Annotated in this window: 10 protein-coding genes, 5 tRNA genes and 1 other RNA gene; 12 read left to right on the forward strand and 4 right to left on the reverse strand. The window is 70.7% G+C overall.

The genetic code is table 11. The features are described from left to right. Window positions 1-88: 88 nt before the first annotated feature. The 7 genes from JYJ93_RS33305 (at window position 89) to ffs (ending at window position 1,220) form a co-directional block, all read left to right on the forward strand. Window positions 89-175: transfer RNA gene (locus JYJ93_RS33305), tRNA-Ser, on the forward strand. 42 nt (window positions 176-217) lie between these two features. Next, window positions 218-307, forward strand: a tRNA-Ser gene (locus tag JYJ93_RS33310). Window positions 308-336: 29 nt separating this feature from the next. Beyond that, window positions 337-413, forward strand: a tRNA-Arg gene (locus JYJ93_RS33315). A gap of 24 nt (window positions 414-437) precedes the next feature. Next, a complete protein-coding gene (tadA, locus tag JYJ93_RS33320) occupies window positions 438-905 on the forward strand; it encodes a tRNA adenosine(34) deaminase TadA (RefSeq protein ID WP_120552978.1) in 468 nt (155 codons plus the stop codon). 7 nt (window positions 906-912) lie between these two features. Then, a tRNA-Ser gene (locus JYJ93_RS33325) sits at window positions 913-999 on the forward strand. A 13-nt stretch (window positions 1,000-1,012) separates the two neighbouring features. Further along, window positions 1,013-1,099, forward strand: a tRNA-Ser gene (locus JYJ93_RS33330). A 28-nt stretch (window positions 1,100-1,127) separates the two neighbouring features. Next, window positions 1,128-1,220: signal recognition particle sRNA small type (gene ffs, locus JYJ93_RS33335), an RNA gene on the forward strand. Window positions 1,221-1,306: 86 nt separating this feature from the next. On the opposite strand, the gene JYJ93_RS33340 is transcribed toward ffs, so the two are convergent. After that, window positions 1,307-2,773, reverse strand: coding sequence for a glycosyltransferase family 39 protein (locus JYJ93_RS33340; protein WP_206798569.1), 1,467 nt, complete (start codon window positions 2,771-2,773; stop codon window positions 1,307-1,309). A 109-nt stretch (window positions 2,774-2,882) separates the two neighbouring features. On the opposite strand from JYJ93_RS33340, the gene JYJ93_RS33345 reads away from it, so the two are divergent. From JYJ93_RS33345 to recR, 5 genes are all read left to right on the forward strand, one after another. Further along, window positions 2,883-4,421, forward strand: coding sequence for an NAD(P)/FAD-dependent oxidoreductase (locus JYJ93_RS33345; protein ID WP_206798570.1), 1,539 nt, complete (start codon window positions 2,883-2,885; stop codon window positions 4,419-4,421). 77 nt (window positions 4,422-4,498) lie between these two features. Beyond that, window positions 4,499-5,707: a DNA polymerase III subunit gamma/tau gene (dnaX, locus tag JYJ93_RS33350; protein ID WP_043321171.1), complete on the forward strand. Its 1,209-nt coding sequence runs from the start codon at window positions 4,499-4,501 to the stop codon at window positions 5,705-5,707. 613 nt (window positions 5,708-6,320) lie between these two features. After that, window positions 6,321-7,382, forward strand: a complete 1,062-nt coding sequence (locus JYJ93_RS33355) for a DNA polymerase III subunit gamma/tau (protein ID WP_269013099.1) — start codon at window positions 6,321-6,323, stop codon at window positions 7,380-7,382. Between the two features lie 98 nt (window positions 7,383-7,480). Then, window positions 7,481-7,798 (forward strand): YbaB/EbfC family nucleoid-associated protein, encoded by a 318-nt coding sequence (locus tag JYJ93_RS33360; RefSeq protein ID WP_120551982.1) that lies wholly within the window; start codon window positions 7,481-7,483, stop codon window positions 7,796-7,798. A 6-nt stretch (window positions 7,799-7,804) separates the two neighbouring features. After that, window positions 7,805-8,398, forward strand: coding sequence for a recombination mediator RecR (recR, locus tag JYJ93_RS33365; protein ID WP_014394798.1), 594 nt, complete (start codon window positions 7,805-7,807; stop codon window positions 8,396-8,398). A 9-nt stretch (window positions 8,399-8,407) separates the two neighbouring features. Here recR and JYJ93_RS33370 read toward each other — a convergent pair whose 3' ends face one another. Genes JYJ93_RS33370 through JYJ93_RS33380 form a run of 3 tightly spaced genes read right to left on the reverse strand, consistent with a single transcriptional unit; the run spans window position 8,408 to window position 13,856 of the window. Continuing rightward, complete coding sequence (locus JYJ93_RS33370; RefSeq protein WP_206798571.1) at window positions 8,408-10,270, reverse strand: protein kinase; 1,863 nt, start codon at window positions 10,268-10,270, stop codon at window positions 8,408-8,410. Between the two features lie 3 nt (window positions 10,271-10,273). Continuing rightward, the gene (locus JYJ93_RS33375) at window positions 10,274-12,241 is read right to left on the reverse strand and encodes a hypothetical protein (RefSeq protein WP_206798572.1); all 1,968 of its coding nucleotides are present in this window, start codon (window positions 12,239-12,241) and stop codon (window positions 10,274-10,276) included. Between the two features lie 49 nt (window positions 12,242-12,290). Continuing rightward, window positions 12,291-13,856: a carboxypeptidase regulatory-like domain-containing protein gene (locus tag JYJ93_RS33380; protein WP_206798573.1), complete on the reverse strand. Its 1,566-nt coding sequence runs from the start codon at window positions 13,854-13,856 to the stop codon at window positions 12,291-12,293. Window positions 13,857-13,991: the final 135 nt, after the last annotated feature.

Below are 13,991 nucleotides of genomic sequence, written 5' to 3' on the forward strand. Positions count from 1 at the left end.
CATCTCGCTTGCCACGCGGAAGAAATGATGTAGAAGGGCGGCCCCACGGGCGCGGTTGGCCCGCCGGGAACCGAGCGGCACCTGCTGTGGAGGCGTGGCCGAGCGGTTGAAGGCAGCGGTCTTGAAAACCGCAGAAGGTGAAAGCCTTCCGTAGGTTCGAATCCTACCGCCTCCGATTTTGAGCTTGAGTTTCGTGGTTCTTTGACAGAGAAGAGTTGGAGAGATGGCCGAGAGGCTGAAGGCACAGGTTTGCTAAACCTGCATACTCGAAAGGGTATCGAGGGTTCGAATCCCTCTCTCTCCGCCACTTGATGTAAAGCAGCAGCCGGAAGAAATGCTCCCTTAGCTCAGCTGGATAGAGCGTCGGACTACGAATCCGAAGGCCGGAGGTTCGAATCCTCCAGGGAGCGCCACTTCTTCTTTGGCGCGCACGTCTCATGAGTGACGACATCGCTTTCATGCAGCAGGCTTTAGAGCTCGCGCGGGAAGCGGCTTCACTCGGTGAAGTTCCGGTGGGTGCGGTAGCGGTGCTGGACGGAAACGTCGTGGGCACGGGCTACAACCGCCGTGAATGCGACCGAAACCCCTTTGCTCATGCTGAGATGCTCGCGCTGGCAGCCGCAGCGAAAGCTCGCGATGCGTGGCGACTCTCCGGGGTGACCCTCTACGTGACGCTGGAACCGTGTGCCATGTGCGCCGGTGCGCTGGTTCAGTCTCGTGTCACCCGACTCGTCTTTGGTACAATGGACCCGAAAGCGGGTGCGGTCGGCTCGCTGTACAACCTGGTGGAAGAGCCCCGGCACAACCACCGGCTCCAAGTAACAAGTGGCATCCTGGCGGACGACAGTCGCCAGCTTCTCAAGACGTTCTTCGAGCGCTTGCGCGCGAAGCGACGCGAAAACTGAATATTCTGGAGAGCTGGCCGAGTGGTCGAAGGCACCTGACTCGAAATCAGGCGTACCGGCAACGGTACCGTAGGTTCGAATCCTACGCTCTCCGCTCCAAAGTCTCTGGAGAGGTGGCCGAGCGGTTGAAGGCGCACGCCTGGAACGCGTGTATATCTGAAAGGGTATCGTGGGTTCGAATCCCACCCTCTCCGTTGTTATTTTCGAAGTCGCAGCACGGATTTTGTGGTCGGGACAACGTGGGGGCGCGAACCCCGCCAGGTCCGGAAGGAAGCAACGGTAGCGTACTTCCGCGTGTGTCCCGGCCGTTCTGTCTCACCTGAAGCGCCGACATCCCTCCGGGGATGCCGGCGCTTCGGCTTTGCGGGCCTGCCCTCCCCTGCCCGGCCGCCGCCTTCGCTTCAGTCGCGGACGAGCACGGTTTCGCGCCCCACTTCGCGGACGACGCGGAAGCCGGCGGCCTGGAGCTCCGGCAGGGCCCGGCCCTCGAAGGTGACGGCGCGGTTGAAGGCGCGGTCGCGGATGGAGGCCTGGAAGGCCGCGTCCCGGGGCCAGTCGCAGGTGCGCCAGGGGATGTTCTTGCCGATGTAGAAGAAGCCCCCGGAGCCCCACAGCCCCTCATTGACGATGAGCAGCCCCGTCGCGTCCCCCCGCGTGGCCCGGACGATGGCGCGGAACTGGTCCGCGCGCAGGTCGCTGGAGGGAAAGCCCCGGCCATGCACGAAGCCCAGGGCCAGCGCGAGCACCGCCGCCCCGTTCCTCGGCCCCTGCCGGGAGAGCGTGGCGAAGGACGCGGCCAGCTGGGAAGCCGCCGCGAGCAGCGCCACCACCAGCCCCGGGTAGAGGAAGCGCTCCTCCTTGTGGGGCGTGGCCAGTAGGACGGCGGTGTAGACGGCCGCGCAGGTGAGGGGCAGGGACAGCGCGCGAAAGCGCACCAGGGGGGCCAGCGACAAGGGCACGGCGGCCCAGGCCCAGAGGGGCACGGCCTGGAGCAGCGGCTCCCAGTAGAAATCCGGCGGTGAGGCGCCGAACGCGGCGGCGGCCTTCCCGGACAGGAGGTTGTAGTCCACGTAGGCCCGGAACGAGTGGAAGGGCGTGCCCCAGGTGGACTGGTCGAGCAGCCCCAGCCCCACCGCCACCGCGGCGCCCCCCACGCAGGTGAAGCCGAGCAGGCGCCACCTCCGGGCGGCGGCCAGCCACAGGAGCGCGGCCAGCACGAACAGGGCGGACGGGTAGCGCGTCACCACGGCGAGCCCCAGGGCCATGCCTCCCACGAGCCCCGCCCGGCGCACGCGCGCGTCCGCGCCGGTGTCCGGCCGGTCCAGGGCCTCCATGGCCACCAGGAGGAAGGACGCGGAGAAGGACTCCGACAGCGTGCGTCCGGCGAAGAGGAGCACCGGCGAACTCAGCCCCACGAGCAGCACCGCGAGCGCCCCACCCCACGGGCCCGCCCGGCGCTCCGCGAAGCGGTACACGGCCCACAGGCTCCAGGCGTGCAGGGCGAACTGGGGCAGCGCCACCACGCCCCGGTAGACGCGCGGGTCGGTGACGCCGAACCCGTTCGCCACCTTGAGGAAGGCGGCCAACACGCCGGGGACGGCCCAGTTGCGCAGGCCCTCGCGCCACTCCCAGGCCAGGATGCCGTAGCCGTGCACGCGCCAGTACGCGGGCTCCAGCGCCTGGAACACCTCGTCCGGGTGGATGCGCCCCAGTTCGCTCACCGCGAGGGCGCAGGGCACCAGCGCCACCGCGAGCAGCCCCAGCACGCGCAAGGCTCCGGGCAGCCCCGTCCGGACGGGGCCCGGGACTTCCAACGGAGCCTGGGGAGGGACGGGGGCCGGGGGCGCGTCGGAGTGAGGGGCGTTCACGGGGCGGGCGCGACTCTTTCCGGCCCTGACGTCCAGCGCAAGACGCACGGTGTTTGTCGGGGAAGCCAGGGCTCGGCTAGGAACGGCCTTTTCCCCAAGGAGGAAGACCATGCCAGACGTCATCGTGGTGGGCGCGGGCCACAACGGACTTGTCGCGGCGGCGATGCTCGCGCGCCGGGGCCTGTCGGTCACCGTGCTGGAGGAGAAGGACCAGGTGGGCGGCGCGTGCAAGACGGAGTACCCGTTCCGCACCGCCCCGAAGCTGGGCGTCTCCACGGGCGCGTACCTCCTGGGACTGATGCCGCCGGAGCTGCTCCAGGAACTCCAGTTGGAGCTGCCCCTCAAGCGCCGCGACCCGCACTACTTCCTGCCCACCCTGGACAAGCGCTACCTGCTCTTCGGCTCGGATGAGCGGGAGCTGGAGCGGCAGTTCCGCGAGTTCTTCTCCGAGGCGGACTGGAACGCCCACGTCGCCATGAACACGGAGCTGGCGGCGCTGCGCGAGGACCTGGCGCCCGCGTGGCTCCTGCCGCCGCTGTCGCTGGAGGAGACGGCGGAGCGCTACGTGCGCCCGGCCCTGCGCCAGCACTTCATCCGTCTGTGTCGCGGCACGGCGCGCGAGTACCTGGAGCGCTTCGGCTACAAGTCCGACTTCGTGAAGGCGATGTACGCCGTCACCGACGCGTTCTCCGGACTGGACGGCGGCTACGACACGCCGGGCACGGGCATGAACCTGCTGGTGCACAACCTCTGCCGGCTGCCGGGCAGCGGCGGCACGTGGATGATCGTCGAAGGCGGCATGGGCACCGTCACCCAGCGCATCGCGGCGCTCGCGCGCAAGCACGGCGCCCAGCTGCGCACGAACGCGAAGGTGGCGTCGGTGCGCGTGGACGGCGGCGTGGTGAAGGGCGTGGTGCTGGAGAATGGCGAGGAGCTGTCCGCGAAGGTCGTGGTCTCCAACGCGGACCCCTTCCGCACGCTGAAGCTGGTGGACACGAAGGCGCTGCCGGAGGACTACCGCCGCAAGGTGGACGGGCTGTCCGCGCCGGGCACCACGCTGAAGGTGAACCTGTGCCTCAAGTCCCTGCCCACCTTCACCTGCCTGCCGGAGGACCGGGGCCAGTTCGGGCCCACCATCCACCTGCTGCCCCAGGAGGACGACGTGCTCGGGGCGCTCGCGCACGGCTACAAGGAGGCGCAGGCGGGACGGCTGGCGGAGTTCCCCTCCATCGAGTGGTACGTGCACACCACGGTGGACCCGTCGCTGAAGGACGCGGAGGGCCACCACAACTCCGCCCTCTTCGTGGAATGGGTGCCGGAGAAGCTGGAGGGCACCACCTGGGAGAAGGAGGAGGCGCGCTACGTGAAGCACCTCTTGTCCATCTGCGACCGCTTCGCGCCCGGCACCAGCGACCTGGTGCAGGAGTACTTCGCGCTCACGCCGCCGAAGATTGAATCCCACTTCGGCATCACCCGCGGCCACATCCATCATGTGGACAACAAGCGCGGGTTCACCGACCGGCTGCCCTATGAAACGCCGGTGCAGGGGCTCTACTTCTGCAGCGCGGGCTGCCACCCGGCGGGAAGTGTCATCGGCGCGGCGGGGCACAACGCGGCCAACGTGGTGCTACAGGCGCTCGGACGCTGACACGGAGTGCGTCTCACGGCGGGCGGAATGGACGTTCCATGGATCCTTTTGCCCGCCGTGTTTAGATGGTTGTCCCCATGAGCTACCTCGTCCTCGCCCGCAAATGGCGCCCGCAGAAGTTCGATGACATGACCGGCCAGGAGCACGTGGTCCGGACCATCGGGAACGCCATCAAGATGGACCGGGTCGCGCACGCGTACCTGTTCTGCGGTCCTCGAGGGGTGGGCAAGACGACGGCCGCCCGCCTGCTCGCCAAGGCGCTCAACTGTGAGCAGGGCCCCACGGCGACCCCGTGCGGCACCTGCCGGGCCTGCACCGAAATCACCGCCGGCACCAGCGTGGACGTCGCGGAGATCGACGGTGCGTCCAACAACGGCGTCGAGAACGTGCGCGAGATTCGCGAGAACGCGAAGTACCTGCCGCAGCGCGACCGCCACAAGATCTACATCATCGACGAAGTCCACATGCTCTCCGGGGCGGCGTTCAACGCGCTCCTGAAGACGCTGGAGGAGCCGCCCGGTCATGTGAAGTTCATCTTCGCGACGACGGAGGCGCACAAGCTCCCGGACACCATCCTGTCGCGCTGCCAGCGCCACAACTTCCGGCGCATCTCCGCGGCGCGGATGCTCCAGCGCCTGAAGGAGATCTGCCAGGCGGAAGGCGCGGGCATCTCCGAGCAGTCGCTGTCGCTGGTGGTGCGCCAGTCCGAAGGCGGCATGCGCGACGCGCTGAGCCTGTTGGACCAGATTCTCGCGTCGTGCGGTCCCAACCCCACGGACGAGGCCGTCGCGGAGGCGATGGGCGCCATCGACCGCACGGTGGTGCAGGACTTCGCGGAGGCGCTGGTCCGCAAGGACGCGAAGCGCGTGCTGGGCCGCGTGGATGAGGTGTTCAACCGGGGCCTGGACCTGAAGCGTCTGGCGGAGGAGCTGGCGCTGCAGCTGCGGCACCTCTTCGTGACGAAGTCGCTGGGTGAGGCACCCGCGGAGTTGGCGGAGTCCGAGCAGAAGGCGCTGGTGGCGCTGGCGAAGGAAGCGGACACGGCGCAGCTGTCGCGGCTGTTCGACATCGTGCACGGCTGCATCTGGGACGTGTCGCGAGCGGCGCAGCCCCGGCTGGCGCTGGAGATGGCGCTGCTCAAGGCCATCCAGCTGTCCCCCGCGGGTTCGATTCCCGACCTGCTGGCCCGCGTGGAGCGGCTGTCGGCGGGCCTTGGCGCGGAAGGCGCGAAGAACACGACCGGAGCGCCAGGAGGTCGCTCCGGTCCCGCGAACTTTCGCGTCTGAAGTCCAGACCGAAGTCCGCGCGCCCTCGCCCGTAGCAGCAGCGCGTCCTGTCGAAGGTCCGGGGACTCCCGCGCAGACGGGCGCCACGCCGCGTCCGTTCGAAGCGCAGGGGCCGTCCGCGCACGCGGAGGCACCGTCACGTCCAGTGCCTCCGCCCGCATCCGCATCGACGGTGGCTCCGCCCCGCATGGCGGACACGCAAGGCCCGTCCGCGTACGCGGGAGCAACACCGCGTCCGTTCGATGCGCAGGCTTCGTCCGCGCACGCGGGAACACCCCAGCGTCCATTCGAAGCTCAGGCTTCGTCCGCGCACGCGGGGGCACCCCAGCGTCCGTTCGATGCGCAGGGGCCGTCCGTGCACGCGGGTGCGACGGTCCGGCCGCTCGACGCAGCTGGCGCGTCGGCACACCCCGCGCCCAACGGGCACTCACGTGAGGCTCAGGGCCCCGCGGCCTACGCAGGCGCGAGCCCCCGTCCCTTCGGGGCGCAGGACGCGTCCACGCCCCCAGGCCCGACGCCGCAGCCTTTCGAAGCTCGCGGAGCATCTCCGCAAGTGGGGGCCACCGCCTCACACGAAGCTCCTTCTCGCGGTGAGCCGGCCGGTGCGTCCGCCGTGGCCACCCGGACGCCTCCTGCCGCGCTGATGGAGGGCCTGTCCCCCGCGGCGGCCCGTCCCCTCTCCTTCCTTCGCAATGGCGGCGCGGCCGGGCCCGTTCCCACTCCCGCCGCCTTGCCTCCCGCGCCGGTGGTGATGGACGACCTGTCTCCGTCCGCTGCGCGCCCGCTGTCCTTCCTGCGCAATGGCGGCGGCGCGGCCCCCGCGATGGAGCCCCCTCCGGCCCCGGGCGTCGTCATGGACGACCTGCCCCCATCCGCGGCCCGTCCCCTCTCCTTCCTCCGCAACGGCGGCGCCCAGCCTCCGGCTCCAGTCCCCACGCCCGCAGCTCGCGCGCCCGAACCGGCCGCGCCCACCGTGCGCATCACCAACATGCGCAAGCCGGAGCCCGTGGCTCCTCCCGAACCTCCGCCCCTCGGCGATGAGGACGCGGACGAGCGGATGTTCCCGGAAGAGGGCTCCGCCGAAGGCTGTGCCTCGGGCGAGTGCATCCCCGTCGCGGAGCCCGCCGCTCCCGAACCGGAGCCGCCGGAGCCCGAACCGCCGCCCGCGATGGCGCCCGTCGCCACCAGCCGCGACAACCCCAACCGCTCCCTGCCCGAGCGCTGGCGCGCCGCCGTGGAGACCGTGAAGTCCACGTCCGTGCGCCACGGCACGGCGCTCGCCAACGGCCGCCTCCAGTCCATGAAGGCGGGCGAAATCGTCCTGGGCTTCCCGCCCTCCGCCGCGTTCCACAAGGCCGCCGTGGTGTCGGCTGGGGGCAAGGCCACCGTGGACGCGGCGCTCGCGTCACACTTCGGCCGGGCCGTGAAGCTCACCATCGTGGACGTGCCCCAGACCCAGGACGTCCTCCCGGGCGGCATGGGCTTGAGCCTCTCCGAGGTGGACACCCAGACCCGCAACACCCACGAGAAGTCCACCGAGGGCAAGGTGCGCTCCCACGCGTCCGTGCGGGCCATCCTCAAGATGCTGGGCGGCGAAATCGAGCACATCCAGGTCTACGAGCCCGAGCGGCCACCGGCCAACCTCCCGGACATCCCCGCTGCTCCTGAGGACTGACAACGCCGCCGCACCCCGCTAGGGTGCGCGGCAACGTCCCTGCTCCGAGCGGCGCCATGGCGGCCCCGCGCTCCCACGACCGGGGACCGAGGAAGCACATGCCCGGCATCGACCTGAACTACTTCATCCGGCAGGCGAACAAGCTCACCGAGAAGATCGAGGAGCGGAAGAAGCAGCTGGCGGAAGAGACCGTCGAGGCGAAGTCCGGCGAGGGCCGCGTGACGGTCGTCGCCAACTGCGTGCAGGAGATCCGCAGCATCAAGATCGACAAGAGCGCCATCGACCCCAACGACCCGGGGATGCTCGAGGACCTCATCACCGCCGCCGTGAACGCTGCCCTGGCGAACAGCCGTCAGCACATGAACGCCGAGCTGGCGAAGATCTCCGGCGGCGTGAAGATCCCCGGCATTAATTAAAGACGGATGACCCCCGATCCGCTGAATCGCCTGGTCGCCCAGCTCGCGAAGCTGCCGGGCATTGGTGAGAAGACCGCCCAGCGCCTCGCGTTCCACATCCTCCGGGCGCCGGGCGAGTTCGCCGTCGACCTCTCGCAGGCCATCCGCGAGGTGAAGGAGAAGGTGCACCTGTGCGTGCGCTGTTTCTCCCTCACCGACTCGGAGCTGTGCGGCTTCTGTCGCGACAACCGCCGCGACGAGCGCGCCCTGTGCGTGGTGGAGACGTACTCAGACCTGATGGCGCTGGAGCGCACCCGCGAGTTCAAGGGCCGCTACCACGTGCTGCACGGCGTGCTGTCCCCGCTGGAAGGCGTGGGCCCGGAGCAGTTGCGCATCAAGGAACTGCTGCACCGCCTCAACGACAGCCGGGTGGAGGAGATCATCCTCGCCACCAACCCGGACATCGAGGGCGAGGCCACCGCGCTCTACCTCACGCGGCTGCTCAAGCCGATGGGCCTGCGGGTGACGCGCATCGCCCAGGGCCTGCCCATGGGCGGAGACCTGGAGTTCGCGGACCAGGCCACGCTCGCCAAGGCGCTGTCCGCCCGCCGCGACCTGTGACGGCGCGGGCTACTGCGTCACCTTCCACGAGAACGGCATCAACACCGTGACCTCCTGGTCGCGGTGCACCGGGAAGCGCAGGCTCTGGGCCTGCGCCTCCAGGCAGCGGCCCACCGGCGTGGACGCCAGCGGCCCGCGCGTGCCCGCGCGCACCTTGCCCGACGACACGATGGTGAGCTCCACCTGCACCTCGCCCGAGGCCGCCGGCAGGTCGGACTTGTAGCGCTCGAAGCAGCCCGTGATTTTCGAGCGGCCACCGGACACCACGCGCTGGATGTCATCGATGCCCAGCGTCACGGGCTCCTTCGCCGCCGGCCTCTTCGTCACCTTGCGGTGGGGTGTGTCCTCCGCCCCGTCGTCCACGGGGGGCGAATCCGTCACGGACGTCGCCACCGCGTCACCGCCCGGCGTGTCGTCCCGCACGGTGCCCTGAACGTCTCCGGGTGAGGTCCCTTCAGGCCCCTGGGCCGGAGTCCCCTGCGTGCCCTGAGCCGCGACCGCGGGAGCCTGCGTGCCCGCCGGAGTCGCGGGCGCGATGGCCTGCTGTACCGGAGGCGGAGGCGTGACGTTCGCCGCGCCGCCACCGGGCCGCGCGACGACGAAGGCCACGCCCGCGGCCACCAGCCCCAGGCCGCCCACCACGCCCAGGAGCCAGCGGCGGGACGCGGGCTTCACCGGAGGCGCGCTCGGCACGACCTCCGGCGCGGGAGCCTGCGCCTGCACGGGGGCCGCCTTGTTCTGCGAGGTCAGCGTCCTCACGCCCGTGCTGCTCGGGCGGGCCACCTGCTGCCCGTACGTGTTCGTCCCACTATTGGCGATGGCCGCGAACTCGGGGTCCGTCGGACGTGCCGCGGTGAGCGTGGCCATCGTGGGGATGCGCGTCTTCTCCGTGACGCGCTCCTCGCCGAAGTGGTTGCGCAGGAACGTGCCCAGCGCCGGGGCGCTCGCAGCCCCGCCCTGGAAGTCCGAGGCGAAGGCCTCCAGCGCGACCGCGAAGTCCTCCGCCGTCGCGTACCGGTCCTCCGGCTTGAAGGCCATGGCCTTGAGGATGATGTCCTCCAGGCCCTGCGGCAGGTCCGCTCTCAGCGCGCGCGGCTTCTCGAACTCGCACTGGAGCAGCGCGTTGAGCACCGCCAGGTCGTTCTCGCGGGAGAAGGGCCGCACGTGCGTGACGGCCTCGTAGAGGCTGACGCCCAGGGAGAAGACGTCCGCGCGCGGGTCGACCTCCTTCCCCTGCGCCTGCTCCGGCGCCATGTAGATGTACTTGCCCTTCACCACGCCTGTGCGCGTCTGGACCAGCCGCGACTCGGCCTTGGCGATGCCGAAGTCCAGCACCTTCACCTGGCCCTGGTACGTCACGTACAGGTTGGACGGCGACACGTCCCGGTGCACCACGTTCAGCGGCTGGCCCTGCTCATTCGTGAAGGCATGCGCGAAGTGCAGACCCCGCGCCGCGTCGATGAGCACCCGCAGCACCATCGGCAGCGGCACGTACTGCCGGCGCCGGCCCGCGAGCCGCAGCGTCGTGGAGAAGTCCTCGCCCGCGAGGTACTCCATGCAGATGTAGTAGCAGCCGTCCGTGAAGCCCAGCTCGTGGATCTGCACGATGTGCGGATGCGACAGCTTCGCCGCGAGCCGCGCCTCGTCGCGGAACATCTCCACGAAGTCCGGGATGGCCGACAGCGTCGGCAGCATCCGCTTGAGCACCACGTTGCGCTCGAAGCCGTCCGCGCCCAGCAGCTTGGCGAGGAAGATCTCCGCCATGCCGCCCTCGGCCAGCTTGCGCACGAGCACGTACTGCCCATAGGGCTGGAGGAGCGTGGCGGTGGATGCGCCGGCGGGATCCGGAATGGGAACGTTGGGCTGTGCCATCCCTCAAGGTCCTCGCGCTTTCAGGGTGCGCACCGTGAGTACGTCCGGGGCACCGGGGCGCGTCATCTTAAACACCAGGAGGGGGGGCATTCCCATGGGGGCCACCCATGTATCGAAGCGGTGCTTGGCGTCCAGGGGCACGGCCCGTCCGTTGATGGACAGGCGAGCGTCCACGGGCGCCACACCCGAAGCCCGCACCTTCTCCGCCGCCGCCCCACCCTGGCGCGGGCTGTCCACCACCAGCCCCACCACCGAGTTGTCATAGACGAGCTCCAGCTTGTTCATCCGCCCGCCCTTGAGCGCCGCGCCCGCCTGCGACAGCGGCGTGACGGACCACAGGTAGCTGCCCTCGCCCAATTGTCCCGCCTCCAGCGCCGCACGCGTCTCCGACACCGTGCGCTGCACCACCGGCGTCGCCAGCGAGCCCGCCTTGTACACCGCCACGCGATAGGTGCGGGCCTGCGGTTCCTCGCCGTAGGTGAAGGTCACCGCCGGGGGCTTGTCCTGGTAGAAGATGGTCGTCTTCTCCGGCCCCTCCGGCACCACGTTGCGCGCGCGCGCCAGCGAACTGGTGGGCGACTCCGGAGCGAAGTGGACGCTGCCCGCCGCCACCTGCGTGCCGTCCTCCTTGCGCGCCCGCCAGTACAGCGTGCCCTTCGCCAGCGCGGTGACGTTGACGGAAGCGCGGTGCACGCGGCCCCAGAGCACCGGGCGCTTGAAGGCCGCGTCCTGCGCCGCCTCCACCACCGCGTCGCCCTCGCCCTCCCAGGTGAGCGCCACCTCCGAAAGTCCCCGGTGGAAGACCTCCGTGCCGTCGCCCGGGCCCACCGCGACCACCGCCTCCTCCAGCGGCTCCACCTTCGCGTTGCCGTCCGTGCCCACGGTGGCGCGCTCACCCGCGCGCAGCGCCTGCCGCGCCTCGCCCCGCCGCAGCGTCACGTCGCCCGTGTGCGCCGCCACCTGCATGCCGGCGTTGGTGCGGCGGATCTCCAGCCTCGCGCCTCCACCGGACTCCACCGTCATCTCCGGCAGCACCACGCGGCTCTCACGACCCATGGCGAGCTGCACGGCCAACAGCCCCTGGAGCAGGTGGACGCGCGCCTCGTCGATGGTGCCCTGCTGTCCCGCGCTCTCCAGCACCGCCTCCGCGCCCGGCGCGAGCGTCAGCACCGTGCCGCTGTCCTTGAGGGACAGTACGGCCTCGCCGCCCTTCGTCCGCACGCCGTCGCCGAAAGCCAGCACCTCGCCCTCGCGGCGCACCTTGCGCCAGCGGCCCGTGTCCTTCGACTTCACCTCCGCAACGCCAGACGACGCGCGCACCGTCACCGGGATGGGCGCCAGCTCCACGACACGCGGGGCTTGCGTCACCTGCGCGCGCTCGCGGGTCAGGTCCACCGCGTCGCCCTGCGCGGCGCGCAGCGTCTTGCCGTCCTTGGAGACCAGCTCGATGGCGCCCAGCTTCACCTCCACCCGCGCCGAGTCCGCCGCCACCGCGACCTTCACCTCCGACTGCTCCGGCCCCACGCGCGTGAGGCCGAAGGGGGTGAGGATGTTCAACGTCACCTTGGAGCCCGCGCTGTCGGCCGTCTTCGCGCCCGCGGGCACGCGCGACAGCACGATGCCGCGCTCCACCTTCATCACGATGCCCGTCGCGTCCGAGCCCACCGCGAACCGGCCCTCGCTGCCCACCTCCACCGTCCGGTCGCCCGGGAAGCGCACCGTCGCGGATCCGCTCTCGCCGGTCTCCACCGCGTCGCCCGCGAGCAGGGGGCCTTCCACGGCGGGGCCCACCTTGCCGCCGCGCTCCAGGCGCACGTCGCCGGACAGCCCTTCCAGGCGGCCAATGGAGACGACGGTGCCCGCGTCCACCTCCACCACTGGCGGAGGTTTCGGCGCCTCCTCGCGTTCACACCCCGAGCAGCCGGAGAGGAGGACGAGCAGCGACAGCGCCAGGATGCGGACAGGACTCACTGAAACCTCGACGACGACGGACGGGCGCGTCGCGGCACTGCCGCGCGACTCACCGGCCCCTCGGGAACAAATCAACGTTGAGAATGGCCTGCTCGCCTTCGCGCACGGTGACCATCTTCGTCTGGGTCCGGTGCCCGGGCGCGGACAGGGTGATGCGGTACGTGCCGCCGCGGACGCGCGCGGTGAAGGTGCCGCTCTTGTCCGTGCGCGTGCGCACCTTCGCCTGGGGAATGGACACCGTCGCCACCAGCGGCTGGCCACTGCGAGCGCTGCGCACCTGGCCCACCAGCGTGGCCAGCTCACCCTTGCGGTCCTGCGACAGCACCACCACCAGCTCCGACGTCTGCCCCGCCACCACCACCGCGGCCTCTTCCGTGGGGCGGAAGCCCGGCGCGGACATCGCGATGGCCACGGGCCCCGGCTCCAGCCCCTCCAGCAGCACCTCGCCGGCCTTGTCCGTGCGCAGCCGCGCGGTGCCCGAAACCACCTGCACGTCCGGAACCGGCGCGCTGTTCTTGCCCTGCACCACCTTCAGCTTGAGCGAGCCCGTCTTCGGCGCCTTCTTGTGCAGCCGCAGCTGGACCGGCGCGCTCTCCGGGGCATCGCCGTTGACGGTGGCGACCGCCGTCGCGTCCTCATAGCCATCCACGCTCGCCTGCGTGGACTGCGCGCCCTCGGGGAGCAGCACCCGCAGCTGCCCCTGCGCGTCCGCGACCTGCTCCTCCTCCGTGCCCGGCGTCTTCAAGGAGGGCACGCGCACGCGAGCGCCCGGAAGCGGCGCGCCCGTCTCCGCGTCCACCACGCTCATCGAGACGAAGGCCTGGCGCGGGCCCACGGGTCGCGACGCCCGGCCCACGCCATCCAGCGCCACCTCGAAGCCCAGGCCGATGCGGCGCATCCGCTGCTCGGAGCGCAGGCCGCTGTCCTCCAGCTCCATCGTGTCGTGCGCCTGCTGCACGTCCAGCAGCAGCCGCCCCGTCCAGCCGTCCCGGCGCACCACCGGATACGACAGCGCCGCGCCCACCACGTAGCCGGACGACGACGCCTTCAGCCCGTCCGCCGCGTGCGCGGAGAGCGTCAGCGGCACCTCGCCGCGCGCCTCCAACTGAAGCCGCGCCGGCAGCGCCACCAGCACCCGGCCTGAAATCAACGCCGCGTGCCGCACGCCCCGCTGCAGCACCGGCGCGTAGGTGAACCCGCCGAACAGCGGCAGCTGCGCGAAGCCGTAGCCCGCGCCCAGCTCCAGCCGCACCGGCCCCAGCGACAGGCGCCCGCGCGGCCCCACCGAGCCGCGCACCAGGCTGCCCCCCGTCACGCGCGACGAGGCATCCCTCAGCTCGAACGCCTCGCGCTGGAGATCCACCTGGCCGCCCAGGTGCTCCCCCGCCCAGCCCATCAACGTCAGCGCCACGTCGTTCGGCGTCAGCCCGCTGTAGGTGAGCCCCGGCCCTACATCCACCTGCTCACCCTGGCGCGAGGACAGCCCGTAGCGAAGGCGCAGCGAGGCGCGCTCGGACTCGGGGGCCTGCGCATGAGCGGCCCCGGTACAGGCGAGCGCCAGGACGAGGACGACGAGGCGCGGGAGGATGTCGGTGAGGGGGCTCGGGCGGCGCAAGGCCCGGGAGAGTATAGAGAAGGTGGGCAGGTGTCCCAACCCGCGAAGCCGTCATTCCTTCAAGAAGCGGCGCGGATCACGGCTGGCTTCTTGCTGGAGTGGAACTGCTTTGCTAAGCATGACGGCGGTCGGTAG

Origin of the sequence: Corallococcus sp. NCSPR001 (assembly GCF_017309135.1) — a bacterium.
Lineage (GTDB): Bacteria > Myxococcota > Myxococcia > Myxococcales > Myxococcaceae > Corallococcus.

What these genes read in the sequence shown, in the direction of transcription:
- tadA (WP_120552978.1), top strand. Translation starts at nt 438, where the DNA reads ATGAGTGACGACATCGCTTTCATGCAGCAGGCTTTAGAGCTCGCGCGG.
- JYJ93_RS33345 (WP_206798570.1), top strand. Translation starts at nt 2,883, where the DNA reads ATGCCAGACGTCATCGTGGTGGGCGCGGGCCACAACGGACTTGTCGCG.
- JYJ93_RS33360 (WP_120551982.1), top strand. Translation starts at nt 7,481, where the DNA reads ATGCCCGGCATCGACCTGAACTACTTCATCCGGCAGGCGAACAAGCTC.
- JYJ93_RS33370 (WP_206798571.1), bottom strand. Translation starts at nt 10,270, where the DNA reads ATGGCACAGCCCAACGTTCCCATTCCGGATCCCGCCGGCGCATCCACC.
- dnaX (WP_043321171.1), top strand. Translation starts at nt 4,499, where the DNA reads ATGAGCTACCTCGTCCTCGCCCGCAAATGGCGCCCGCAGAAGTTCGAT.
- recR (WP_014394798.1), top strand. Translation starts at nt 7,805, where the DNA reads ATGACCCCCGATCCGCTGAATCGCCTGGTCGCCCAGCTCGCGAAGCTG.